The sequence below is a fragment of the Enhydrobacter aerosaccus genome, assembly GCF_900167455.1.
Taxonomy (GTDB): Bacteria; Pseudomonadota; Alphaproteobacteria; order Reyranellales; family Reyranellaceae; genus Reyranella; species Reyranella aerosaccus.
Genome location: NZ_FUWJ01000011.1, coordinates 131,717 through 153,795, shown reverse-complemented (window position 1 = coordinate 153,795; position 22,079 = coordinate 131,717). Strand labels below are relative to the sequence as shown.

The 22,079-nt window shown below is 64.1% G+C and carries 26 protein-coding genes; 15 read left to right on the top strand and 11 right to left on the bottom strand.

The features are described 5' to 3' along the window. Window positions 1–3 precede the first annotated feature (3 nt). The 6 genes from B5D62_RS27125 (at window position 4) to B5D62_RS27100 (ending at window position 5,392) form a co-directional block, all read left to right on the top strand. On the top strand, window positions 4–1,143 hold the full coding sequence (locus B5D62_RS27125; RefSeq protein ID WP_085937256.1) for an FAD-dependent monooxygenase: 1,140 nt from the start codon (window positions 4–6) through the stop codon (window positions 1,141–1,143). Window positions 1,144–1,250: 107 nt separating this feature from the next. Continuing rightward, complete coding sequence (locus B5D62_RS27120; RefSeq protein ID WP_085937189.1) at window positions 1,251–1,586, top strand: hypothetical protein; 336 nt, start codon at window positions 1,251–1,253, stop codon at window positions 1,584–1,586. A gap of 62 nt (window positions 1,587–1,648) precedes the next feature. After that, window positions 1,649–1,849 carry a hypothetical protein gene (locus B5D62_RS27115; protein ID WP_085937188.1) on the top strand — a complete coding sequence of 67 codons (201 nt, stop codon included), beginning with the start codon at window positions 1,649–1,651 and terminating at the stop codon, window positions 1,847–1,849. A gap of 2 nt (window positions 1,850–1,851) precedes the next feature. Continuing rightward, window positions 1,852–2,283 (top strand): GNAT family N-acetyltransferase, encoded by a 432-nt coding sequence (locus tag B5D62_RS27110; protein WP_231714960.1) that lies wholly within the window; start codon window positions 1,852–1,854, stop codon window positions 2,281–2,283. A gap of 24 nt (window positions 2,284–2,307) precedes the next feature. Further along, a complete protein-coding gene (locus tag B5D62_RS27105) occupies window positions 2,308–3,972 on the top strand; it encodes a SulP family inorganic anion transporter (RefSeq protein ID WP_085937186.1) in 1,665 nt (554 codons plus the stop codon). A gap of 88 nt (window positions 3,973–4,060) precedes the next feature. Then, window positions 4,061–5,392, top strand: coding sequence for an MFS transporter (locus B5D62_RS27100; protein ID WP_085937185.1), 1,332 nt, complete (start codon window positions 4,061–4,063; stop codon window positions 5,390–5,392). 45 nt (window positions 5,393–5,437) lie between these two features. On the opposite strand, the gene B5D62_RS27095 is transcribed toward B5D62_RS27100, so the two are convergent. Together B5D62_RS27095 and B5D62_RS27090 are read right to left on the bottom strand one after the other, a co-directional pair. After that, window positions 5,438–6,967 (bottom strand): CYTH and CHAD domain-containing protein, encoded by a 1,530-nt coding sequence (locus B5D62_RS27095; RefSeq protein ID WP_085937184.1) that lies wholly within the window; start codon window positions 6,965–6,967, stop codon window positions 5,438–5,440. A 39-nt stretch (window positions 6,968–7,006) separates the two neighbouring features. Continuing rightward, window positions 7,007–7,486, bottom strand: a complete 480-nt coding sequence (locus B5D62_RS27090; protein ID WP_170921159.1) for an invasion associated locus B family protein — start codon at window positions 7,484–7,486, stop codon at window positions 7,007–7,009. Between the two features lie 94 nt (window positions 7,487–7,580). On the opposite strand from B5D62_RS27090, the gene B5D62_RS27085 reads away from it, so the two are divergent. Continuing rightward, window positions 7,581–8,348 carry a fumarylacetoacetate hydrolase family protein gene (locus B5D62_RS27085; RefSeq protein WP_085937182.1) on the top strand — a complete coding sequence of 256 codons (768 nt, stop codon included), beginning with the start codon at window positions 7,581–7,583 and terminating at the stop codon, window positions 8,346–8,348. A gap of 72 nt (window positions 8,349–8,420) precedes the next feature. On the opposite strand, the gene B5D62_RS27080 is transcribed toward B5D62_RS27085, so the two are convergent. Next, window positions 8,421–8,633: a hypothetical protein gene (locus B5D62_RS27080; protein WP_085937181.1), complete on the bottom strand. Its 213-nt coding sequence runs from the start codon at window positions 8,631–8,633 to the stop codon at window positions 8,421–8,423. 65 nt (window positions 8,634–8,698) lie between these two features. Beyond that, complete coding sequence (locus tag B5D62_RS27075; protein ID WP_170921158.1) at window positions 8,699–9,586, bottom strand: LysR family transcriptional regulator; 888 nt, start codon at window positions 9,584–9,586, stop codon at window positions 8,699–8,701. Window positions 9,587–9,668: 82 nt separating this feature from the next. Between B5D62_RS27075 and dapA the strand changes: the two genes are divergently transcribed. Beyond that, on the top strand, window positions 9,669–10,553 hold the full coding sequence (dapA, locus tag B5D62_RS27070; RefSeq protein WP_085937179.1) for a 4-hydroxy-tetrahydrodipicolinate synthase: 885 nt from the start codon (window positions 9,669–9,671) through the stop codon (window positions 10,551–10,553). Beyond that, window positions 10,550–11,011 (top strand): GNAT family N-acetyltransferase, encoded by a 462-nt coding sequence (locus B5D62_RS27065; protein WP_139374114.1) that lies wholly within the window; start codon window positions 10,550–10,552, stop codon window positions 11,009–11,011. Before dapA ends, B5D62_RS27065 begins: the two co-directional genes overlap by 4 nt. On the opposite strand, the gene mscL is transcribed toward B5D62_RS27065, so the two are convergent. Continuing rightward, window positions 11,008–11,430 (bottom strand): large conductance mechanosensitive channel protein MscL, encoded by a 423-nt coding sequence (gene mscL / locus B5D62_RS27060; protein WP_085937177.1) that lies wholly within the window; start codon window positions 11,428–11,430, stop codon window positions 11,008–11,010. The genes B5D62_RS27065 and mscL overlap by 4 nt on opposite strands. Window positions 11,431–11,445: 15 nt before the next feature. Further along, entirely contained in the window at window positions 11,446–12,390 is a 945-nt protein-coding gene (locus tag B5D62_RS27055; protein WP_085937176.1) for an AEC family transporter, read from the bottom strand. Window positions 12,391–12,509: 119 nt separating this feature from the next. On the opposite strand from B5D62_RS27055, the gene B5D62_RS27050 reads away from it, so the two are divergent. The 4 genes from B5D62_RS27050 (at window position 12,510) to B5D62_RS27035 (ending at window position 15,182) form a co-directional block, all read left to right on the top strand. Then, on the top strand, window positions 12,510–12,884 hold the full coding sequence (locus B5D62_RS27050) for a hypothetical protein (RefSeq protein ID WP_085937175.1): 375 nt from the start codon (window positions 12,510–12,512) through the stop codon (window positions 12,882–12,884). Between the two features lie 73 nt (window positions 12,885–12,957). Further along, entirely contained in the window at window positions 12,958–13,821 is an 864-nt protein-coding gene (locus B5D62_RS27045) for a sulfurtransferase (protein ID WP_085937174.1), read from the top strand. Between the two features lie 13 nt (window positions 13,822–13,834). Next, window positions 13,835–14,128, top strand: coding sequence for a DUF1330 domain-containing protein (locus tag B5D62_RS27040; protein ID WP_085937173.1), 294 nt, complete (start codon window positions 13,835–13,837; stop codon window positions 14,126–14,128). Continuing rightward, entirely contained in the window at window positions 14,112–15,182 is a 1,071-nt protein-coding gene (locus B5D62_RS27035) for a hypothetical protein (protein WP_085937172.1), read from the top strand. Before B5D62_RS27040 ends, B5D62_RS27035 begins: the two co-directional genes overlap by 17 nt. Here the strand turns inward: B5D62_RS27035 and B5D62_RS27030 are convergent. From B5D62_RS27030 to groES, 3 genes are all read right to left on the bottom strand, one after another. Next, entirely contained in the window at window positions 15,119–15,541 is a 423-nt protein-coding gene (locus tag B5D62_RS27030; RefSeq protein WP_139374113.1) for an NUDIX hydrolase, read from the bottom strand. The genes B5D62_RS27035 and B5D62_RS27030 overlap by 64 nt on opposite strands. A 100-nt stretch (window positions 15,542–15,641) precedes the next feature. Next, a complete protein-coding gene (gene groL / locus B5D62_RS27025; RefSeq protein ID WP_085937170.1) occupies window positions 15,642–17,282 on the bottom strand; it encodes a chaperonin GroEL in 1,641 nt (546 codons plus the stop codon). A 53-nt stretch (window positions 17,283–17,335) separates the two neighbouring features. Next, window positions 17,336–17,653 carry a co-chaperone GroES gene (groES, locus tag B5D62_RS27020; protein ID WP_085937169.1) on the bottom strand — a complete coding sequence of 106 codons (318 nt, stop codon included), beginning with the start codon at window positions 17,651–17,653 and terminating at the stop codon, window positions 17,336–17,338. A gap of 280 nt (window positions 17,654–17,933) precedes the next feature. On the opposite strand from groES, the gene B5D62_RS27015 reads away from it, so the two are divergent. After that, window positions 17,934–18,200: an usg protein gene (locus tag B5D62_RS27015; protein WP_085937168.1), complete on the top strand. Its 267-nt coding sequence runs from the start codon at window positions 17,934–17,936 to the stop codon at window positions 18,198–18,200. Here B5D62_RS27015 and B5D62_RS27010 read toward each other — a convergent pair. Then, the gene (locus B5D62_RS27010; protein WP_085937167.1) at window positions 18,183–19,163 is read right to left on the bottom strand and encodes an NAD(P)H-dependent flavin oxidoreductase; all 981 of its coding nucleotides are present in this window, start codon (window positions 19,161–19,163) and stop codon (window positions 18,183–18,185) included. The genes B5D62_RS27015 and B5D62_RS27010 overlap by 18 nt on opposite strands. A gap of 46 nt (window positions 19,164–19,209) precedes the next feature. Then, window positions 19,210–19,836, bottom strand: a complete 627-nt coding sequence (locus B5D62_RS27005) for a glutathione S-transferase family protein (RefSeq protein WP_085937166.1) — start codon at window positions 19,834–19,836, stop codon at window positions 19,210–19,212. 379 nt (window positions 19,837–20,215) lie between these two features. Here B5D62_RS27005 and B5D62_RS27000 point away from each other — a divergent pair, with 379 nt between their 5' ends. Further along, window positions 20,216–22,078, top strand: coding sequence for a potassium transporter Kup (locus B5D62_RS27000; protein ID WP_231714959.1), 1,863 nt, complete (start codon window positions 20,216–20,218; stop codon window positions 22,076–22,078). Window position 22,079 lies beyond the last annotated feature (1 nt).

Below are 22,079 nucleotides of genomic sequence, written 5' to 3'. Positions count from 1 at the left end.
GCCATGAGCGCATCCCGTCTCGACATCGCCGTCATCGGCGCCGGCATGGGTGGGCTGGCCACCGCCGCTGCCCTGCGTAAGGCCGGACACGAGGTGACTGTCTATGAGCAGGCGCGCCGCTTCACCCGTCTCGGTGCCGGCATCCAGATCGGCTGCAATGCCATGCATGTGCTGCGCGGCCTCGGGCTCGAAACTGCCTTGCGCGCCGAGACCTTCTATCCCCGCTCCTGGAACAATCGCGATGCCGCCACGGGCGAGGTGCTGTTCGACATGATGTTTGGGCCCGAAGCGGAGGCTCAATACGGCGCACCTTACCTTCTTGCCCATCGCGGCGATCTTCATGCCGCGCTCGCAAGTGCGGTTCCCAACGAGATCGTCAGGCTCGAGCATCGGCTGGTCGGTCTCGAGCCGCAGGGCGATGGCCGCGTCCGTCTCGCTTTCGAGAATGATACGGTCGCGACCGCCGATGCGGTGATTGGCGCCGATGGCGTACATTCGGTCGTACGGTCGGCGTTGTTCGGAGAGGACGAGCCGCGTTTCACCGGCCGCATTGCCTATCGCACGGTCTATCCCGCCGCGCGGCTCGACGGCTACCCGATCTCCAACTGCACCAAGTGGTGGGGCCCGGACCGGCACATCGTGATCTATCCCGTGAAGCCCGACCGATCGGAAATCTATTTCGTGACAAGCCAGCCCGAGCCCGGTTTCGAGATCGAGTCATGGTCGACGACCGGAGACGTGAAGGTGCTGCGTGCCGCGTTCGACGGCTTCCATCCTGAAGTCCAGCGGGTGCTGGCGGCGGCCCCCGAGGTTCACAAGCGTCCGCTGGTCGATCGCGATCCCCTGCCGCAATGGGTCGACGGGCCCGTCGCGTTGCTGGGCGACGCCTGCCATCCCATGACGCCATACATGGCGCAGGGCGCGGCAATGGCGATCGAGGATGCCGCCATCTTGTCGCGCTGCCTGGCCGGCACCGATCGCGACGCTGTGGAGCGGGCCCTGCGACGCTACCAGCAGACCCGGCAGGAGCGCACGGCGCGGGTGCAATTGACATCACGGCAGAATCGCTGGGGCAAGGGCGTTACCGATGTCGATTGGGTCTACGGCTACAATGCGTGGGAAGCCCCCCTCGCCTCGCTCTGACCATCCCCGCTCTGACCATCGTCTCGGGGCCGAATTTGGACATCCAACTGATCCTGCAACCGAGGACGGTACCTGCCGTTTAGCTTCTGTCCAAGCGCGGTATCCCCATGCAGGCCAATTCTCGTCACACCATCGAGGACATCCTGAAGGACTCGGCGTCCTCTCCAGCGGAGGGGACCGGGCAGCGAGCGGCTTTCGAGGCCCGCTTCGAGGGCGAACTGCGGCGACTCGACGGCACCGGCCGCGAACTCGATGCCTGGGAGGAGGAGAATCTGTTGAGCTCGCTCGGCGCGGCGTGCATCGGCGAATTCGAGCTTGCCTCCGCCTTCGTAGCCGCCGTGCAGCGACCGCCGTCCCGCCCGCTTCCACCGCGGGACTTCCGCCGGTTGCCGATATCGATCGCGACCCTGCGACGGCGCTTCGAACGGCTGAAGGTCGCCTGAGGCGCGACGTAGCCTGCCCGATCCCGGTTGGCCATTGCGCCGGCGACGCGATAGGCTGTGTCATGCCTTTGACCCGAAAGATCCTGCTGATCCTGGGCATCCTCGCTGCCTTTACGGGCGTGGTGTGGATGGGCCAGGGAAGCGGGTACTTCCCCTACCCCAAGAGCAGTTTCATGATCGATCAGCGACCATGGATCTGGCGTGGCCTGCTGCTGGCCGCTGCCGGGTTGGCCGCAATCGTAATTTCGCGGCGCCTGCGGTGACGATGCATCCCTTCGATTTCCGTCGCGTGCAGCGCGACGACTTCGCTTTCTGCTGGCCCCTTTATCGCGATGCGCTTCAGCCGCTGAGCGTCGGCCTCTTCGTTTGGGACGACCCCACACAGCAGCAACGCGTGCGCGAGGCCTTGGCCGACGAAGGCGCCTCGATCCTCCAGGCGGCGGGCGACGACGCAGGCTGGCTGCACTGCACCGAGACGCGCTTCGCCATCCACCTGGGCCATCTCTATCTATCGCCCGACAAGCGCAACCAGGGTCTCGGCACCAGCTTCCTGACCTGGATGAGCGATCGGGCACGACGCAAGGGCAAGGAGTTCACTCTGGACGTGATCAAGAACAATCCCGCGCTGGCACTCTACAAGCGGCTGGGTTTCAGACCGGTACAGACCCAGGCCTACACGGTCATACTGGGATTGTAGCGAAGGCGCCGGCGGTCGCCCTTCATGGCTGCGTCACATCTTCCGACCAAACCGTCCGTCCCACGGCGCACCATTGCCTCTGGGCTGCTTGGCGACGCCCTCGCAGGCGTCACGCTGGCCGCCATCACCATTCCCGAGCAGATGGCTACCGCCAAACTGGGCGGATTCGAACCCCAGATCGGCTTCTATGCCTTCATCGGCGCGACTGTCGGTTTTGCCCTCCTTGGTGCGAATCGGATCCTGACTGCCGGAGCGGATTCGACCATCACCCCGATCTTCACGGCCAGCTTGGCCTTGCTGGCAACCTCCGGCACAGCCTCGCTGGCTTCGGCTTCGGTGACTCTGGCCCTGCTGCTGGCGGCCGCGCTCATCGCAGCAGGTATCCTGCGTCTCGGCTGGATCGCAGACCTTCTGTCGACGCCGATCGTCACAGGCTTTCTCGCCGGCATCGCCGCTCACATCGTGGTCTCGCAGCTTCCCGACGCGCTGGGCGTCCCGTCCCAGGCGGGCAATATCTTCGATCAGCTGCACGGTCTGTCTGCCCATATCGCTGACATCAATCCCTGGTCCGTTGCAATCGCCGCAGTCGTGCTAGCGACGGCACTCGCAACGGAAGTCATCAATCCGCGCCTGCCCGGAGCGTTGATCGCCGTGGCCGTCGCCACCCTCGCCGCCCAATTCTTCTCTCTCGATGCCAAAGGGGTCGCCGTTCTGGGCCACCTGCCTGCCGGACTACCGGAGCCGGTCGTACCGGCCTGGGATCTCGACAGTTTGAGGCAGCTCGTGCCGCTCGCCCTGATCCTCGCGCTCGTGGTCATGATGCAGACGGCCGCCGTGACCCGATCCTTCGCCGACTCGAACGGTGAGCCGACCGATGTGAACCGCGATTTCATCGGCGTCGGCGCGGCCAATCTCTGCGCCGCCCTGCTCGGTGCCTTTCCCGTCAACGCCAGCCCGCCGCGCACGGCGGTCGTTCGGGCCGCCGGCGGAACCTCTCAGCTTGGCGCAATGATCTCCGCCGGCCTTGTCGCCGCGCTTGCGCTGGGCGGGGGCGGCCTCATGCGGGATGTGCCGGAGGCCGCTCTGGCCGGGGTATTGCTGTTCGTGGCGGTCCGGATCGTGCGCGTGCCCGTCATCAACGCCGTTGCGCGACAGGCCCCAGTCGAATTCGCGCTGATTCTCCTGACGGCCATTGCCGTCATCGCATTGCCCATTCCAACCGGCGTCGCCATCGGCATCGGCCTTTCGCTGCTGCACGGCGTATGGATCAGCACGCAGACCCGTGTCAGCGAATTCAAGAACGTGCCGGGCACCACCATCTGGTGGCCGGAGAACGGTGTGACGGGAGAAAGCACGCCTGGAGTGCTGGTGGTCGGCTTTCAGGCCCCGCTCCTTTTCGCCAACGCGGAGACTTTCAGACGCGGCATCCATGACATCATCGCTGCGCGCCAACCGCTCTCCCTGGTCGTCCTCGAAGGCGGGGCAATCGCCGACATCGACTATACCGCGGCACAGGCATTGCGCTCCGTGATGGAGGAATGCCGCGCCCGTCACATTCAGTTCGCCATCGCACGGCTAGTGTCGGTGCGTGCCCAGGCTGCGTTGCAGCAGTTCGGCATCCTGTCGGAACTCGGCCCCGACAAGGTCTTCCACAGCGTCGCCGAGGCGATTTCGGCTTTGCAAAAATAGACCTGACATCTGCAATGGCTTTCCGGGCGGCAGGAACTCGATAGCGCCAACGGCGTTACGCGTTCCACCAAACGTGGGAGGCAACGCCATGGCGGCGGTAGAAAGCTTCGGAATGCTGTCCGAGTCGGAGCACCGTTCGCAGCTGCGAAGAGCGGTCGTCGCCGCCACCGTCGGTACCACCATCGAGTGGTACGATTTCTTCATCTACGGCACGGCGGCCGGCCTTGTCTTCGGCAAGTTGTACTTTCCCCAGCAAGACCCGTTGACCGCGACCCTGGCGGCCTTCGGCACCTACTTCGTCGGCTTCATTGGTCGTCCGATCGGTGCCGCCATCTTCGGTCATTACGGTGACCGGATCGGACGCAAGGCGACCTTGATCGCCACACTGCTGTGCATGGGCCTCGCCACCTTCGCGATCGCCCTCGTTCCCAGCTACGAGACGATCGGAATATGGGGCGCCGTCATCCTGACGATCCTGCGGGTGATCCAGGGCATTGGCGTCGGCGGCGAATGGGGTGGCTCCGTCCTCATTTCGATGGAGTGGGCGCGCAGCCACGGCAATCGCGGGCTGATCGCTTCATGGCCGCAATTCGGCGTCCCCGCTGGCGTGTTCCTGTCCAATCTCGTGATTCTCGCCTTCAGCGCCTGGTCCGGTGAAGATTTCCTGACGTGGGGCTGGCGCATCCCCTTCCTGCTCAGCATCGTCCTGGTCGCCATCGGCCTCTGGGTCCGGCTCGGCATCCTGGAAACACCGGTGTTCCGGCGCCTCGTCGCCGAGAACCGGATCGTCCGCGCTCCTCTTGCCGAAGTGATCGCCAAGCAACCGAAGGAGATCATCCTGTCGGCGTTGCTGCGGATCTCCGAGCAGGCACCGTTCTATATCTTCACCGCCTTCATCTTCGCCTACGCGACCGGCACACTGAAGATGTCGCGCGACTTCGTGCTGACGGCCGTGCTCGTGGCATCGCTGCTGTCCTTCATCAGCATTCCGCTGTTCGGCCATATCTCCGACCGGATCGGCCGTCGCAAGATGTACCTGATCGGGGCCGCGGTGACCGGCCTGTTCGGATTCCTCTACTTCGGCATGATCGACACAGCGATCCCATGGGCCGTCTTCATCGCCATCGTGCTGTCCCTGATTCCGCACGACATGCAGTACGGCCCGCAGGCAGCCCTCATCGCTGAGGCTTTCACGCCACGCCTGCGCTACAGCGGTGCTTCGCTCGGCTACCAGTTGGCATCGATCGTTGCCGGCGGGCCGGCACCGTTGATCGCAACAGCACTGTTCGCCGCCTACCATACGGGTTACGCGATCGCGATCTACATCGCCCTGTGCAGCGTGGTCAGCCTGATCGCCACCGCGCTCATGCCCGATTACACCGGCCAGGACGTTTCGGTTGAATATGAAGGGCTGGATTGAGCAGCACAGCACGCTTCAGGCCGGCCGCCGCACCTCATTCGCACGTCATTGCCAGAATGGGTCCTGCTCGGCGAAGGTCGCGCACGCCTTCAGGGCCTTCTTCAAGAGCGGCGGTCGCCTGGCGTCGGCCCAGTTCGACAATGCGCCGACGGCGGGGACGAGATCGAGGCGATCGTTGCCCGCCAGCTCAGCAGCACGTGCCGTTGCCGTCTCCAGATCGTTCAGCACACCCAGCTTTTTCTGCAGCCGATTGCAGGCCTTGGCGTAACGAGCCGCCTTGGACCCGAACAACGCATCGAGATATTCGATGCTGTATCGGAGTTTCTTGGCGCTTTTGCGCACGGCGTGGAGCGTCCCGGGCTCCTGGCCGTCGCTACGCTTGAGCCGTTTGTCGAACTTCCCCTCGAGGCGATCGAGCAGCCAAGGCGCGATCCGCTTCACGGGCTGTTCGGCCGCGGAAGCCAGGGCAGCGGGTGGGCAACGGCTCCAGGTGCGAAAGGACAGAATGAATCGCGCGAACTCCGGAACGCCGACGGCCTTCTTCGCGGCCTGAAGAGCGGCGTGATATTTGGACTCCGCAGCCAGGCGCAGGATTTCGATCCAGTTGGCATCCACGCCGTCCTTTTCCGCGGCCGGCAATGTCTGCTCCAGGAAGACGCTCCAGTCGCGTGCCGCCCCCAGGCAGTTGCCGAGACGACGAAGCTCGGCTTCAAATCGCGCCCCGCTGGTCCGCTCCAGCAGCGGGGTATAGAGCACCAGCAGAGACCGCAGCCGCCGAACGGCCACGCGCATCTGATGCACGCCCTCGCTCTCTTCGCCGCGCAGCACGGCCGGCTGGTTGACGAGAAGATGATCCAGTACCGAGTCCGACAGGGAAGCGAAAGCCCGCGCCGCCGTTGCGTCACCGTCGATCGCCGGCCTGCCGGCTTTGCGCGCGCGCGGTCGATCGCCTTCTTGCAGACGGTAGCCTCGGTCGGCTTTGCTCTCCACCTGCAGCGACAATGGCGCAGCCTGGGCCAAATCCAGCCCGAGGCGCAGCAGCGCGTCTTCCGACCCCTCCTTCAGCTCGAGCTCGAGTTCGCTCACAGGTTCGCGTTGCCGGCTCGCGACGATCATGCCGTCGTCCAGCGCCAGCTCGATCAGACCGCCGCCGGGCGGTTGCAGCACCTGACGGCAGCGCTGCACCTCGGTGCAGAAGACCGGCTGAAGGTCAGCGAGTCCTTTCTGCAATGCCGGAAGGAGTCCGGGCACCTCGTCGAGATGCTCGAGATCGAGCTCCTCGCGCGCGACCGGCCATTCCCATTCCTGCCGCCGCCAACCCGACCCGTCCTTGCCGGCGCCATTCTGGGCAGCTTTGACCGTCTGCACGAACGTGTCACCACCATCGCCGTCGACCGAACGCCGAATGCGCAGGCTGAAGCCGGCATTGCGCAGGGCGAAGTCCGACGTGTCGAAGTAGGTCGTGTGATCGGTGCGCGTCGCCGCCTCGCCGGCAACGTTGCCGCGAAGCGCCATATGCCGCTCGAGCGCCCGGCGCGCATCGCGTGAAAGAGAGAATTTGAGTTCGGTCTCCATGCCAAAGCAACGCAGAGACCCAGAGAGGGTTACGCGTGCCTATTTCGGTGCAGCAAGTGCGGCCCGATACATGGCATCAAAATCGGCCAGATCGACCGTCAGCGGTCCCGGGAGTTGAGCACGCGTATCAAACCGCAGCATCAGCCGCCCTCCCGCTCGCATCTGGGTCAGGAGCTGATCGGCTGGCGCCCCCTTCAAGAGGCACATGCCCGCCAGGCATCTGTCGAAATCGAAGACTGAATGGCCCTCGACCTGCGCATGCACCCCCGAGAGGGGCATCGAACCTCTGGCGAAGAACATGCGGCTGTCGCGCACGTAGTTGAATTCCAAGGAGTAAGGCGGATTGCTGCTCCGCAGCACGGTACCTGCCTGGCACCACTTCTCACCGGTCTGGGCCTCGGGCGTGCAATCCGCTGTCCAGGCGCCCTTGCTGGCAATGCGGATGTTTGGAACGGGCTGGGCAAGCGCAGAAGCGGAGGCAGCCAGAAGAAAAAGCGGAAGGAGGATGCGATGGAGCATTTGGGCCGGAAGCAAGTGTCGACCGCTCAGCATAGGGCATTGACCTGGATCTCGGCCATCACAGTATAAGCGCCGCTTCGACAGGAGATTGCCTTTGCCTCTATGGGCCCGGATCAAACTCGACGACGATATCCGTATCGGCATCGTCGACGGCGACGTCATTCATCTGCATGAGGGAGACCTGTTCGGCACCTCCGCGCCGACCGGCAGGTCCATCGGCCTCGACGAGGCGCAGTTCCTAACGCCGACGCAGCCAACGAAGATGGTGGCGCTGTGGAACAACTATCGGGCCGCTGCCGAAAAGAATGGCTGGGCGGTTCCGGCCGAGCCTCTCTATTTCATCAAGACGCCCAATGCCTTCGCGGCCCATCGCCAGCCGATCCGGCCGCCGCGCACCTTCGACGGCCGCGTCGTTTACGAGGGCGAGTTGGGTGTCGTGATCGGCAAGCGCTGCAGCGGGGTTGCAATCGACGATGCCGTCGACTTCATCTTCGGCTACACCTGCATCAACGACATGACCGCGCCTGAATTGCTCACGCGCGATGCCGCCTTTGCGCAATGGACACGTGCCAAGAATTTCGATGGCTTTGGCCCCTTCGGCCCGGTGGTGGCGACCGACGTCGATCCGATGACCCTTGTGGTGCGCACGCTGGTCAACGGCCGAGAACGCCAGAACTATCGCTGCGACGACATGATCTTCCGGCCGGCGGAGTTGGTCAGTCGCCTCTCGCAGGACATGACCCTGGAGCCGGGCGATGTCATCGCCTGCGGCACGTCGCTCGGCGTGCTTCCCATCCGGCCCGGCACGACCGTCGAGGTGGCGATAGACGGGGTGGGACTCCTGTCCAATACCTACGGTTAAGGCGCAAAGAAAACGGGCCCGACCAACGACGCTGAGACCGTTGGCCGGGCCCGCACGCCCCCTCGGCAAACTCTACTTGATCGCGTCGGCCAACCCCTTGAAGCTGGCCTGGGTCTGGCGACCGAAGTCCGCGATCTGTGCGTTGCGATCGACCCATTGACGTGCCGAGTCCGGAACCCTGTATCCCAGCACCGTCTCCGGCAAATGCACCGACCCGCTACTCAAAGCGACGTACAAAAGCCCGGCGATCGAGAGTTTTACGGACCAGCCGAGGATCGTACGCATCGAAATCTCCAAACGACGCGCCGAGGATAGTTTCAGCGGCGCGATACATACAGCGCCGGATCGTATCAATTGTTGTGAAGCGACTTTCGGGGTCCCGAAAAGGCTGCTCGCACATGCTCGGCCAGGATGCGGGCGGCGGGGCTAAGTCCCGGTGGCACATACAGATTGATGCGGAATTCCGGCAATGGCGGCAGTTTCGCGTCTCGCCCCAGGATCTCGAACCGGTCCGGCACTGACGATCGCAACAGCGGGGCGACGGCGAGGCCGGCTTCGAGCACGGCATGGACCGGCTCCAGCCGACTGACCTCGCAGACGGCGCGCCAGTTCCGTCGCGCCTTGCCCAGGGCCTCGATCGCGATCGGTCGGAAGACACAAGTCGGCGCCCCGAGCGATACCGGCAGCGGGTCCTTGAGATGTGCGTCACCACCGGCGGCGCCCACCCAGACCAGGCGATCGGTTCGCAAGGTCTCGCCGTGGCGCCCGCAGTCGAGTTCGGTCGTCAGCGCGAGATCGACGCCGCCTCGATCGATCGGCTGGCGTAGCGCCTCGCGCACGACGCGCGAATCCTCGCATACGAGGCTCACGCGCACGCGCGGCTGGGCCTTCGCGAAGCCACGCAGGATTGCCGGCACGATGCTCGTGATGATGTCGTAGGGCACGCCGAGCCGTACTTCGCCTTCGAACGGCGGCGTGCGCATCGTCGCGAGCAGTTCGTCGTTCTGCGCCACCAGCCGTCGGGCTTGGGCCAGCAGGCGTTCACCTGCAGGCGCAAGGACCAGGTGACGGCCCTGCCGCTCGAAAATGCGGCATTCAAGAACCTCCTCCAGGCGCTTGACCTGCTGTGAAACCGCGGCCTGGCTGACCGACAGAACGGCAGCCGCACGCGTGACGCCGCCCGTTTCGACCACCGTCAGGAAAGCGCGCAACAGGCCTACGTCGAGATTGTGTTCCATGGAGAAATACATAAACAAATGTGAACGGATATATCAAAAACATTCGATATTCTTATTTTCTGGCGCGGTTAATCTGGCCTTCATGAGCACAAGGATCTCGGGCCTGTGGGTCCCTCTGGTGACGCCGTTCAAGGATGGCGCCGTCGACTTTGCCAGTTACGAGCGCCTGGTCGCGCACTACATCGCCTGCGGTGCCGACGGGCTTTTTCCGCTCGGAACCACGGGCGAATCGCCAACACTGGACGAAGACGAGGTCGAGGCGTTGATCGAGCGCACGCTGGCCATTGCGGCCGGTCGAGTGCCGGTCTTTGTGGGCATCGGCGGCAATGCTACGCGCAAGGTCGAACGGACACTGGAACGGCTCAGGCGGTTGCCGTTCGAGGGCATCGTCTCGGTCTGCCCCTACTACAATCGGCCGAGCCAGGACGGCCTGATCGCGCATTTCCGCGCCATCGCCGAGGCCACCGATCGCGACGTGCTGATCTACAACATCCCCTATCGAACCGCGGTCAATCTCTCCAACGACTCGCTGCTCGAACTGGCGAAGGTGCCGAACATCGTCGGCGTCAAGGACAGCAGCGGCAGCATCGCCCAATCGCTCGACCTGCTGGCACGCAAGCCAGCGGGATTTTCGGTCCTGACCGGAGAAGACGCACTCTACTTCACCATGATGGCCAATGGGGCGGATGGCGGTATCCTGGCGGCGAGCCATCTCATGACCGAGCGCTTCGTGGAGGTCGGCCGATGCTTCGCCGGCAACGATCTCGACGGTGCGCGCCGGGCCTGGGCACCGCTCGCCTCCTTTGTGCCGTTGCTCTTCGCCGAGGCCAACCCGATGCCGATCAAGTACTGTTTGTGGCGACAGGGATTGATCACGTCGCCGGAATGCCGCCTGCCTCTCACGCGCATTTCGGAGACGCTGGCACACCGGCTCGACGCGCTATCGCTCGACAGACTTGCCGCATGAAACTCGATCACGGACGTCTTCTTGAATTGAACAACGCCCACGCCGTGGAACTTTCCTGGCTCGATGCCGCGCGCCTGAAGAAGCTGCTGGCATGCGCTTTCTTCACGCGCAGCATCGGCGATATCGACGCCTTCCTGCTCGCCTTCGACCAGGATGCCGACTACGACAACCCGAACTTCCTGTGGTTCCGCGCACGCTACAGCCGCTTCGTCTATGTCGACCGCATCGTCGTAGCGCCGGAGGCGCGCGGCCATGGCCATGCGCGGCGTCTTTATGCCGACCTTTTCGACCAGGCCGCGCGGGCGGGCCACGATCGGATCGTCTGCGAAGTGAACGCCGAGCCGCCGAACCCAGCCTCGGACGCTTTCCATGCCACGCTGGGATTCGCCGAGGTCGGCGCGGCGACGCTGCCGGGCGGCACCAAGACGGTGCGCTACCTACAGCGCCTCTTGAGCTAGGCACGCGCCTTCAACAGATCGCGGATCTCCGTCAGCAGCTCTTCCTGCCTGGTTGGCGGAGCCGGCGGCGCAGGCGCGGCTTCCTCTTTCTTGAACAGCCGATTCATGCCGCGCACCACCAGGAACATCACCCAGGCGATGATGACGAAGTTCACCGTCACGGTGATGAAGGTGCCGTAGCCGAGCGTGGCACCTGCCTTCCTGGCCGCGTCGTAGGTCGACGCCTGACTCGACGCCGGAGTGAGACCGATGAAGTAGTTGGTGAAGTCGAGTCCGCCAAAGATGCGGCCGATCACTGGCATGATGACGTCGTTCACCAGCGAGTCGACGATCTTGCCGAAGGCCGCACCGATGATCACGCCGATGGCGAGATCGACGACATTGCCGCGCATCGCGAACTTCTTGAATTCCTGGAGCATCTATCCTCTCCTCGGTCAGGTGACCCGCAGCCAAACCAACACGGCCGATACCGTGAACACTGAGAAGGCGGTCGATAACAACACGGCCGCCGTGTTCTGCTCAACAGAGATGTCGAACTGCTTGGCGAGCACGAAAGCATTGGCCGCTGTCGGCAGCGCCGCCATCATGAGCGCCACCTTGCCGGGAACCGACTGCAGATCGACGAAGAAGGGCAGCAGCAAGGCGGCCAGCAGCGGCTGGAGCAGGAGCTTGATCAGCGTCGCCAGTCCCGCCTCGAGCAGTCCCTGCTTGATCGACTTGTCGGCCAGGAACAGCCCGATGGCGAACAAGGCACAGGGTGCCGCAGCAGCGCCCAGGAGATCGACGAACTTCGCGGCCGGCACCGGGATCGGCAGGTCGACTGCGGAAGCGACGAGGCCAAGTCCAATCGACAGCGGCAGCGGATTGCGGGCGACGTTCCAGGCCGCACGCAGGAAGGTCTTTACTGGTCCATGGCCGGCCGCCACCTCGAGTTCGATCATCATCACACCGAACACCATCGAGATGATGGCCGTGACGATGACAGAGAGCATGGCCGGCGGCAGACCAGCCTCCCCGAAAGCAGCAAGGCAGAGAGGCACGCCCATATAACCGACATTGCCCCAGGAGGCCGCGATCCCCTGCAGGCTCATGCCCGCCAGGCCGGCCCGTCCCCGGCTCGCCATGCGGGTCGACAGCATGCCCAGCGCGAAGGTCGCCAGCACGACCAGACCGAAGCCGGCGAGCAAGGCAGGATTCAGGACCGACCCGACCGGCGTGCGCGCCAGCGTCCCGAAGAAAAGAAGGGGCAGCGCGAAGATGCTGACGAAGGCATTCAATGCCGTCGTCGCTTCCGGACCGAGCAGGCGGAAGCGCCCGGCGAGGTAACCGGCGAGAATGACCGCGAAGATCGGCGCGGCGACGTCAAGGATAGCCTGCAACTGCGTACTTTTCGTAGAAGATTAAGAATTTGACACAACAGACGTAAATAAAATAATATTTTTTGTCCAAACGAGGCCGCACCGCTCCCCCTATCCGAAGCGGCCCAGGAGATGTTCGCATGCGTCTATTGTTCGCCAGCCTGATGGCGGTGACTGCGGTCGCGTTCGCCGCCCCGTCCTTCGCCCAGGATGATCCGGCGGCAGCCCCCACGGCAACGCCGACGCCCGCCACGAAGACCACCAAGCACAAGAGCACGGCCAGCTCCTGCAGCGCGCTGAAGAGCGATAGCGCCAAGGCGGCCTGCCAGAAGCGCGCCACCCATACGGCGCACGCCACCAAGACTCCCCACAAGCCGACGAAGAAGGTCGCCGCGGCCAAGCAGCCGAGCTCTTCGCAGCAGTTGGCCCCCGCCTCCGAACCGGCGCCTGCGGCCAGCGGCGCGTCGCAGTCCCAGTCGGTTGCGGTCCCGCCGCTGCCGCAGAAGACGATCTGATCCGCATCGCGTGATCGTCGCGGTGACGCGCGTCACCGGCTAGTCTCGGCTCCCCCGCCTCCGGGAGAGCCTGATGACAGATTCCGCTGCCCTGATCTCCACCGAAGACCTCGCGCGCCGCCTGGGCGCGCCCGCGCTTCGGATCTTCGATTGCACGACCTACCTGAAACCCGGGCCTGATGGGCGCTATATCGCCGAGAGCGGACGCGCCAATTACGACAACGGCCATGTTCCAGGGGCGGCCTATCTCGACCTCGCCGCCGACCTGTCCGACAAGAAATCGCCGCTGCGCTTCACGCTGCCTCCACTCGAGGAGCTGACCCGCGCCTTCGCTGCCAAGGGCATCGGGCACGGCACGTTCGTGGTGCTCTACAGCCACGCTTCGCCGGTCTGGGCGACGCGCATCTGGTGGATGCTGCGCACCATCGGCTTCGATGATGCCGTCATCCTCGATGGCGGTCTCGACAAATGGCGAGCGGAGAACCGCCCGCTGTCGGACACGCCGTCCGTCTATCCGCCAGCGACACTGACATTGCGTGCCCGGCCGGAGATCTTCGTCGGCAAGGAAGAGGTGAAGGCCGCGATCGGCAGGCCGGACACCCTCACCATCAACGCGCTGAGCCAGGAACAGCACAAAGGCAGTGGCGGCGTCACCTATGGCCGGCCCGGCCGCATCGCCGGATCCTCCTGCGTGCCGGCGGCGAGCCTGTTCGGCCCGGACAAGACCCTGAAGCCGATCGCCGCGCTGCGCACCGCGTTCGAGGGCATCGGCGCCGCACCGGACAAGCGGCTGCTGGTCTATTGCGGCGGCGGCATCGCCGCCACGCTCGATGCGTTTGTGCTGACAGCGATTCTCGGCCACAAGAACGTCTCGGTGTACGACAACTCCATGCAGGAATGGTCGAACGACGAAAGCCTGCCGATGGAAACCGGCTAACGAGGAGGAAGCGATGGCCGCCTATATGATCGTCGAAGTCGAAACGACCGACGAGGCGCTGATGACCGAATACCGCAAGCACACGCCGGGCGCGATCGCCAAGTTCGGCGGCAAGTTCATCGTCCGCGGCGGCAAGACCAGGACGCTCGAGGGTGGCTGGACCCCGTCGCGAGTCGTGGTGATCGAATTTCCGAGTTTCGAGAAGGCGGAGGAATTCTACCATTCCGACCACTACAAGCCGCTTCTCGACATGCGCCTGAAAGCCGGGAAGTCGAAGGCGATCCTGGTCGATGGCCACAACGGCTGAGCTCGCCGCCTACCGGGCCGTCGGAACGCTCTACAACGCGCTGATGACGTCGCTGGTGCTGGGCCTCGTGACCCGGCGTGGCGAAGAGACGGCGCGGGACTATGTGTTCCGGCATTTCCGCCGTCAGCATTTGGAGAAGTTCCTGCCCGGCCTGAAGAAGCTCGGCCTGGCGGACGAGCCGCCGGCCCCAGCCTGCGCATTGTATCATTATCACTCCAATGCGCTCGGCGGCGTGAAGACTGGCTATCTGCGCGAGAGTGATCGCAAGGCCTGGGTGCGCTATCCGCCGCCTCGCTGGATCTGGCGCGGGACGGCTATTGCCGCCATTCCCCATTCGGTATCGGCGGCGATGCTGCACGGCTGGCACGGCCATAACGGCCAGTCACTGGGAAAGCCTAATCTCGGCTTCGTCTGCACCGGCATGACGGTGGACGGCCTGCCGGGCCTCGAAGGCTATTACTACGAGTACGATCGCCCGCTGAAGCAGGAAGAGCGGGTGCGCTTCGCTTATGGCGAGGAGCGAATGCCGCGCATCGACTGGGCCAGCCAGCCCAAGCTCGAGACGGCAAGCTGGCCCGAGGAACGACGACTCAAGACGTTCCGCGCCTACGCGGTCGAGTATCTGCGCACCATTCTACCGACACTGCAGGACTTGCTGGGGCCGGACGACGCCCGGAAGGAACTCGGCCGCGTCGCGCATCTGGTGGGGTTGCAATTCCACGAGGAAACGGCGCGCGACATGGACCTGCCGACCGACCTCGAACGCGGCGACCTGCAGAGCGCCCGTCTGTTTGCGCGCTGGCTCGCCACCATCTTGGTCGCACAGGGTGAGGAGATCGAGGTGATCGATGCGGATGACGCTGTCACAGTGAAAGCCACGGGATGGCGCATTGCGCGCGAGCTCCTGCTTGCCGATCCGTTGAAAGCGTTCGACGCCTGGAACGAGCTGTGGCTGGGCGCGGCCGCCGCCTGCGACCGCTTCCTGAAGGTTCAGACCACGCGGTCGCTGGGTACAGGCGGTTGGGAAATCGCCTGGCGTATAGCGCCAAGATAGCCCGCCGGCAGCCTGTAGCCGGCGATCCTCTCTCCCAGCTCGGCAACAGGGATCCAGCGCGCCTCGAGATGCTCATGGCTGAGCCGCATCGCAGGGCCACTGGTCAGCCGGCAGGCGTAGGCGACGATGCGCACGACGGCGCCAGGTATCACCTCGAAAAGATGCTCGTCGACCTTTGGCCCGACCTCGACATCGAGCCCGGTCTCCTCGCACACTTCCCGCTTCAAGGCCGCCGGGAAATCCTCCCCGGTATCGGGCCGCCCACCCGGCAGATCCCACTCGCCGCGCGCGTTGCGCAGCAGCAGCACGCAGCCGCCGTCGATCAGCACGCCTTTGATCGAAACTGGATAGGCCGTCATTTTCCCCATCGTCCCGGACGCCAAGGATGGCCTGGAAAGAAGCAAAAAGAAAAGGCCGGGATCGCTCCCGGCCTTTCCGCATTTTCGAAAACGGACGGACTTAGAAGTCCATGCCGCCCATTCCGCCATCGCCGCCCGGCGGCATCATCGGCGCCTTCTTCTCCGGCTTCTCGGCAACCATCGCCTCGGTGGTCACCAGCAGGCCAGCCACCGAAGCGGCATCCTGCAGCGCGGTGCGCACGACCTTGACGGGGTCGATGATGCCCGCCTTCACCATGTCGACATAGTCGCCCTTCTGGGCGTCGAAGCCGAAGCTGGCGTCCTTCTGGTCGAGCATCTTGCCCGCGACCACCGCGCCGTCGAAGCCGGCGTTCTCGGCGATCTGACGGACCGGCGCCTGCAGCGCGCGACGCACGATCTCGACACCGACCTTCTGGTCGTCGTTGGCGGTGCGGATCTTGTCGAGCGCACGGGTGGCGTAGAGCAGAGCAGAGCCGCCGCCGGCGACGATGCCCTCTTCCACGGCCGCCTTGGTGGCGTGCATCGCGTCATCAACGCGATCCTTCTTCTCCTTCACCTCGACCTCGGTGGCGCCGCCGACCTTGATGATCGCAACACCGCCCGCGAGCTTGGCCAGGCGCTCCTGGAGCTTTTCACGGTCGTAGTCCGAGGTGGTCTCCTCGATCTGCGCGCGGATCTGGCTGATGCGGCCCTCGAGGTCCGCCTTCTTGCCAGCGCCGTCGACGATCGTGGTGTTCTCCTTCTCGACGATGACCTTCTTGGCCTTGCCGAGCATGTCGAGCGTCACGTTCTCGAGCTTGATGCCGAGGTCCTCGGAGATCAGCTGACCGCCGGTCAGGATCGCCATGTCCTCGAGCATCGCCTTGCGGCGATCACCGAAGCCCGGCGCCTTGACGGCAGCGATCTTGAGGCCGCCACGCAGCTTGTTCACGACCAGGGTCGCCAGGGCCTCGCCCTCGACGTCCTCGGCGATGATCAGCAGCGGCTTGCCCGACTGCACGACCGCCTCGAGAACCGGCAGCATCGCCTGCAGGCCCGAGAGCTTCTTCTCGAACAGCAGGATGTACGGGCTGTCGAGCTCGGCGATCATCTTGTCGGCGTTGGTGATGAAGTACGGCGAGAGATAGCCGCGATCGAACTGCATGCCTTCCACGACATCCAGCTCGGTCTCGAGGCTCTTGGCCTCTTCGACCGTGATCACGCCCTCGTTGCCGACCTTCTTCATCGCCTCGGCGATCATCTTGCCGATCGACTTGTCGCCGTTGGCCGAGATGGTGCCGACCTGCGCGACCTCGTCGGTGCCGGTGATCTTCTTGGCCCGGCCCTTGATCTCCTCGACAGCCGCCTCGACCGCGAGGTCGATGCCGCGCTTGAGGTCCATCGGGTTCATGCCGGCCGCGACCGACTTCACGCCCTCGCGCACGATCGCCTGGGCGAGCACGGTCGCCGTCGTCGTGCCGTCACCGGCGATGTCGTTGGTCTTCGAGGCCACTTCGCGCACCATCTGGGCGCCCATGTTCTCGAACTTGTCGGAGAGCTCGATCTCCTTGGCGACGGTCACGCCGTCCTTGGTGATGCGCGGGGCGCCGAAGCTCTTGTCGAGCACGACGTTACGGCCCTTCGGGCCCAGGGTCACCTTGACCGCGTCGGCGAGAATGTCGACACCGCGCAGCATGCGCTGGCGGGCGTCGCCGCTAAAGCGGACTTCCTTGGCTGCCATTGTTCAATCCCTCTTGGATGGATGTGTTTGATTGTGTCGATGACGGGAAGCGATCAGGCGGCCTTCTTGCTGGCTGCCGGGGAACCTTCGACGATTCCCATGATGTCGCTTTCCTTCATGATCAGATACTCGACGCCGTCGAGCTTGATCTCAGTGCCGGACCACTTGCCGAAGAGGATGCGGTCGCCAGCCTTGACGTCGAGCGGGACGAGCGTGCCCTTCTCGTCGCGGGCACCCGGACCGACGGCGATGACTTCGCCTTCCATCGGCTTTTCCTTGGCCGTGTCCGGAATAATGATGCCGCCCTTGGTCTTCTCTTCCTCCGCGACGCGCTTGACCACGACGCGATCGTGAAGCGGACGGAACTTCATGCTGTTGCCTCCATATCCCTGGTTTCGCTTACACGGTCGAGCAACGACCGCGAATTCGACCTATCAGCACTCTCATGTGGTGAGTGCCAACGGCGCACCGGATTTAGGATCGTGGGTTGTTCGAGTCAAGGCGAAGGCAAAAAGGTTCCGAAAGTCGTTTCGCACTAGCAGCAATCTCATGTGATTGCTGCTAATCCATTGATATGGAACGATTTTTATTGGTTTTTCGTTAAGAACGCGTGACTATTGTGTTGTGTTTGTCGTGTCAAGGAGTGACTCGATGGATCGTTCTTTCGTCGCGCAGCTTAACAACTACCGCATAACGACCGCCGAAATTCTCTACTGGATGCCCGATCATAAGCACGTTCTGCAGAGCTATATCTGGCAGAACCTCGATCTTGCTCCCCGCTTTCCAAACCTGAGCAAATTCCTCGACTTTTGGGAGCGCAACCTCGAAGGCAAGCTCCACCGCGTCCGGGTCGCCAGCGCGCAGCTCATCAAGCCGGCAGAATTCGGCTTCGCCTGCGGCCTATATCACCTGCACTGATCCCGGCCGCTTCGCCGCCTCGTATTCGCGGGCCGTGCGCTCGACCAGCGTGGCAACCGATGGCACATCGGCCACGCCGGAAACCGTATGGCCCGCGCTCCAGATGTCTCGCCAGCGCTTCGCCTCTGGCTTCGCGCGTTCGGCGGCATTGATATCCTTGGCGATATCGATGGCGCCGCGCACCGGCAGATGCTCGGGATCGAGACCGGCAGCGACGATCGACGGCCGGAGCATATTGGTTTCGAGGCCGGTGAAGGCGCGCGTCAGCAGCACGTCATCCAGTCGGCTGTTCACCAGCATGGTCTTGTAGGCATCCTTCGCCAGGCTTTCGGTCGTGGCGATGAACTTGGTGCCCATGTAAGCGAGATCGCAGCCCAGCGTCTCGGCGGCGGCGATCGCATGACCGTCCGACATGCCGCCAGCCATGACCACGATGCCCTTCCAGAAAGCCCTGACGGCACGGACGAAGGCAAAGGGATTGGCCCAGCCCGTCTGGCCCCCGGCGCCAGCCGTCAGCAACACCAGCCCGTCGACGCCGGCGGCGACGGCACGCTCCGCATGTCGCACCGACGCCACATCGGCCAGCACGAGGCAACCGGCTTCCTTCAGCGGCTTCACGACGGGTTCGGGCGAACCGACGCTGGTGATCACCAGTTCGGCCCTTGCGCGCAACACGGCGGCGAGGTCGTCGGCCAGGCGCGGATTGGAGCGATGCACGATCAGATTGGGACAGAACGGCGCCGGCATGGCCCCAGTCTCATCGGCAGCCCGGTTCTGGTCCTCTTGCATCTCGGCCAGCCAACGGTCGAGCTCTTCGACCGTACGGCAGTTGGCGGTCGGAAACGAACCGATGATGCGGGCGCGACATGCCGCCTTCACCAGCGCCGGCCCCGATACCAGAAACATCGGCGCGGCGATCAAGGGAAGTCGCAGCCGCGACCTGAGAGCAGCGGGAAGTGCCATGGGTTCTGGATCGCGGACCGAAAGGTCCGCGATCCCGACCGAAATGCTAGGCGGCTTGAGCCAATCCCTCCTGCTCCAGAACCCGCTTCACGGCAGGCCGAGCCTTCATCCGCTCATAATGCGCGGCGCAATTCTTGGGCAGTGTCATCTTCATGCGCGCGGCCGCCCAGAACTCGACATAGAAGAGCGCCGCATCGGCGATCGAGAACTTGCCCGCGACGTACTCCTTGCCCTCGAGCGCCTTGTCCATCAGCGCGAGGCCCTTCTCCATGATCTCCTTGCCCCGTGCCTTGACCTTGTCGTGGTCAGCTTCGCTCGGCGCATAATTGCCAGGACGGAACATGCGCGAGAAGCCCTGCATGTGCATGGTCGAGACGACGTAATCCATCGCCTCGAGCACGCGTGCCTCGGCATCCGCATCGGCAGGCAGCAGCGCCTTGTCCGGGTTCTTGCGGGCGAGCCATGTCGCAATCGCCGGGAATTCGGTCAGGACCGAGCCGTCGTCACGTACCAGCGTCGGCACCTTGGATTTCGGATTGATCTTCACGAAATCGGGCCCGTACTGCTCCTGCTTCTGCCCATCGACCTTATACACGTCGTACGGCTTGCCGATCTCCTCGAGAAGAACATGGATGCCGATCGAGCAGGCACCCGGCATGTAATAGAGCTTCATTGCTCACTCCCTTGAAAAAGTTTTCTACGCGGACGGCGAACGCTAGTGTGTCTCTCTCCGTGCTGCAACAACGACACCGGCGTCCCGGACAAAGCCACCACCGCGATTGAGGTTTCTTCGACGTGCACAGCGAACGACTTGCCGGAGCAGGCACGGAGCCGGTCGAACCGCCTGTCGAGGTCGGGACGAGCAGCAGCAACCGCCTTTACACGACGGCGTTGACGGCCCTGGGCTGGCGCTGACAAGAGCGGAGGGTTGCATCATGACGCCCGACGATCCTCGTCCTTCGCCACCGTCCGGCCTGCCGCCATCAGCGCCTGCAGCCGATTCGAACGGTGTATCGCTGTCACCGCCAGCTCCCAAAGGCGCTGCAGCCGCCATGGTCGTGGGCGCGCTCGGCGTGGTCTTCGGGGACATCGGCACAAGTCCGCTCTACACGCTGCGCGAAACCTTCGTGCACGGCTCCGGCATGCGCCCCTCGGCCGAGCATGTGCTGGGGGTCCTGTCGATCCTGTTCTGGGCGGTCACCCTCACCGTCACCATCAAGTACGTGACGCTGATCATGCGCGCCGACAACAAAGGCGAAGGCGGTGTGCTCGCCCTTGCGACACTCGCCTCGCAAGGACTGGCTGGCCGCAACGTTAACATCGAAGGCGGCACACGGCGGCTCCGTCGCCTGATCACGGCGGTGGCCGTGATCGGCCTGTCGCTGTTCTATGGCGATGCGGTGATCACGCCAGCCATATCCGTCATGAGCGCGGTCGAAGGCCTTTCCGCCGTCGAGCCTGGGTTCAGCGCCTACGTCGTTCCACTCTCGCTGCTCATTCTCGTCCTGTTGTTCATTCTTCAAGCGCGCGGCACGGCCGGCGTGGGACGATTGTTCGGCCCCGTCATGCTGATCTGGTTCGGCGTGCTGGGCGTGCTGGGACTCTGGCAGATCATTCGGCATCCTGCCGTCCTGTTGGCCCTCAATCCGATCTACGGCCTCGAGCTGATCGCCGATCGTGGACTGGGGATCTTCTGGGCGTTCGGCTCCATCGTTCTGGCCGTCACCGGTGCCGAAGCGCTCTACGCGGACATGGGTCACTTCGGCCGCAGGCCGATCCGCCTGGCGTGGCTTGCGATCGTGCTTCCCGGTCTCATGCTCAATTATTTCGGGCAGGGAGCCCTGATCCTCGACGACCCCAGCGTCGTCAAGCAAGTCTTCTTCAAGCTGGTGCCGCAGGACATGATCGTCGCCCTGGTGGCGTTGTCGGCATTGGCCACGGTGATCGCCTCGCAAGCCGTCATCTCCGGTGTGTTCTCGCTGACGCGACAGGCCATCCAGCTCGGCTATCTGCCGCGCATGGAGATCAAGCACACATCGGAGACGGAAATCGGCCAGATCTACCTGCCGCGCGTGAACTGGCTGCTGATGGCTGCGATCGTGGCCCTCGTGATCGGTTTCGGTTCATCGGATCGGCTGGCCGGTGCCTATGGCCTTGCCGTCACCGGCGCCATGCTGGTGGACGCCACCCTCGCCCTGGTGGTGGCGATACTCGTATGGCGTTGGCGCTGGCCTGTTGCCGCCCTGGTATTCGGCGCTCTGGCCATACCCGATCTGGCCTTCTTCGTCGCCAATGCGCTCAAGATTCCTGAAGGTGGATGGCTGCCCCTGCTGGTCGCGGGCCTCATCTTCTACACGATCACCACGTGGCGCCGTGGCCGCGAACTGGTTGGCGCCGAATTGGTGGAAAGCGCGCTGCCGCTCGACCAGTTCCTCGATCGGATGGAACGGGTGCCGGATCGCGTCGCCGGCACCGCCGTATTCCTTACCGCCGATGCCTCCACGACACCTCCTGCCTTCCTGCACAACCTCAAGCACAACAAGATCCTGCACGAGCGTGTCATCGTTCTCGAGGTCGATACGATGGACGTGCCGCGCGTTCCCGACAGCAAGCGCGTCGAAGTCGAACGGTTGGGCAAGGGCTTCTACTCGGTCAAGGCGCGCTACGGCTTCATGGAGCAGCCGGACGTGCCGGCGGCCTTGCGCGCCTGCCGGCCGCATGGCATCGCCTACGACGAAATGGAAACCAGCTTTTTCCTGGGTCGCGAGACCCTGGTGCCGGCCCAGCGCTCCAGGCTTGGTCGCTGGCGTCGCGACTTCTTCATCTCGCTCTCGCACACCGCCTCGGCATCCAAGACCTTCTTCCGCATCCCGCCCAACCGCGCCATCGAGCTCGGCAACCAGATCCAGGTCTGAG

Bases quoted from the DNA above. Each gene is read 5' to 3' on its own strand.
- B5D62_RS27125 (WP_085937256.1), top strand. From the start codon at position 4: ATGAGCGCATCCCGTCTCGACATCGCCGTCATCGGCGCCGGCATGGGT.
- B5D62_RS27120 (WP_085937189.1), top strand. From the start codon at position 1,251: ATGCAGGCCAATTCTCGTCACACCATCGAGGACATCCTGAAGGACTCG.
- B5D62_RS27115 (WP_085937188.1), top strand. From the start codon at position 1,649: ATGCCTTTGACCCGAAAGATCCTGCTGATCCTGGGCATCCTCGCTGCC.
- B5D62_RS27110 (WP_231714960.1), top strand. From the start codon at position 1,852: ATGCATCCCTTCGATTTCCGTCGCGTGCAGCGCGACGACTTCGCTTTC.
- B5D62_RS27105 (WP_085937186.1), top strand. From the start codon at position 2,308: ATGGCTGCGTCACATCTTCCGACCAAACCGTCCGTCCCACGGCGCACC.
- B5D62_RS27100 (WP_085937185.1), top strand. From the start codon at position 4,061: ATGGCGGCGGTAGAAAGCTTCGGAATGCTGTCCGAGTCGGAGCACCGT.
- B5D62_RS27095 (WP_085937184.1), bottom strand. From the start codon at position 6,967: ATGGAGACCGAACTCAAATTCTCTCTTTCACGCGATGCGCGCCGGGCG.
- B5D62_RS27090 (WP_170921159.1), bottom strand. From the start codon at position 7,486: ATGCTCCATCGCATCCTCCTTCCGCTTTTTCTTCTGGCTGCCTCCGCT.
- B5D62_RS27080 (WP_085937181.1), bottom strand. From the start codon at position 8,633: ATGCGTACGATCCTCGGCTGGTCCGTAAAACTCTCGATCGCCGGGCTT.
- B5D62_RS27075 (WP_170921158.1), bottom strand. From the start codon at position 9,586: ATGGAACACAATCTCGACGTAGGCCTGTTGCGCGCTTTCCTGACGGTG.
- dapA (WP_085937179.1), top strand. From the start codon at position 9,669: ATGAGCACAAGGATCTCGGGCCTGTGGGTCCCTCTGGTGACGCCGTTC.
- B5D62_RS27065 (WP_139374114.1), top strand. From the start codon at position 10,550: ATGAAACTCGATCACGGACGTCTTCTTGAATTGAACAACGCCCACGCC.
- mscL (WP_085937177.1), bottom strand. From the start codon at position 11,430: ATGCTCCAGGAATTCAAGAAGTTCGCGATGCGCGGCAATGTCGTCGAT.
- B5D62_RS27050 (WP_085937175.1), top strand. From the start codon at position 12,510: ATGCGTCTATTGTTCGCCAGCCTGATGGCGGTGACTGCGGTCGCGTTC.
- B5D62_RS27045 (WP_085937174.1), top strand. From the start codon at position 12,958: ATGACAGATTCCGCTGCCCTGATCTCCACCGAAGACCTCGCGCGCCGC.
- B5D62_RS27040 (WP_085937173.1), top strand. From the start codon at position 13,835: ATGGCCGCCTATATGATCGTCGAAGTCGAAACGACCGACGAGGCGCTG.
- B5D62_RS27035 (WP_085937172.1), top strand. From the start codon at position 14,112: ATGGCCACAACGGCTGAGCTCGCCGCCTACCGGGCCGTCGGAACGCTC.
- B5D62_RS27030 (WP_139374113.1), bottom strand. From the start codon at position 15,541: ATGACGGCCTATCCAGTTTCGATCAAAGGCGTGCTGATCGACGGCGGC.
- groL (WP_085937170.1), bottom strand. From the start codon at position 17,282: ATGGCAGCCAAGGAAGTCCGCTTTAGCGGCGACGCCCGCCAGCGCATG.
- groES (WP_085937169.1), bottom strand. From the start codon at position 17,653: ATGAAGTTCCGTCCGCTTCACGATCGCGTCGTGGTCAAGCGCGTCGCG.
- B5D62_RS27015 (WP_085937168.1), top strand. From the start codon at position 17,934: ATGGATCGTTCTTTCGTCGCGCAGCTTAACAACTACCGCATAACGACC.
- B5D62_RS27010 (WP_085937167.1), bottom strand. From the start codon at position 19,163: ATGGCACTTCCCGCTGCTCTCAGGTCGCGGCTGCGACTTCCCTTGATC.
- B5D62_RS27005 (WP_085937166.1), bottom strand. From the start codon at position 19,836: ATGAAGCTCTATTACATGCCGGGTGCCTGCTCGATCGGCATCCATGTT.
- B5D62_RS27000 (WP_231714959.1), top strand. From the start codon at position 20,216: ATGGTCGTGGGCGCGCTCGGCGTGGTCTTCGGGGACATCGGCACAAGT.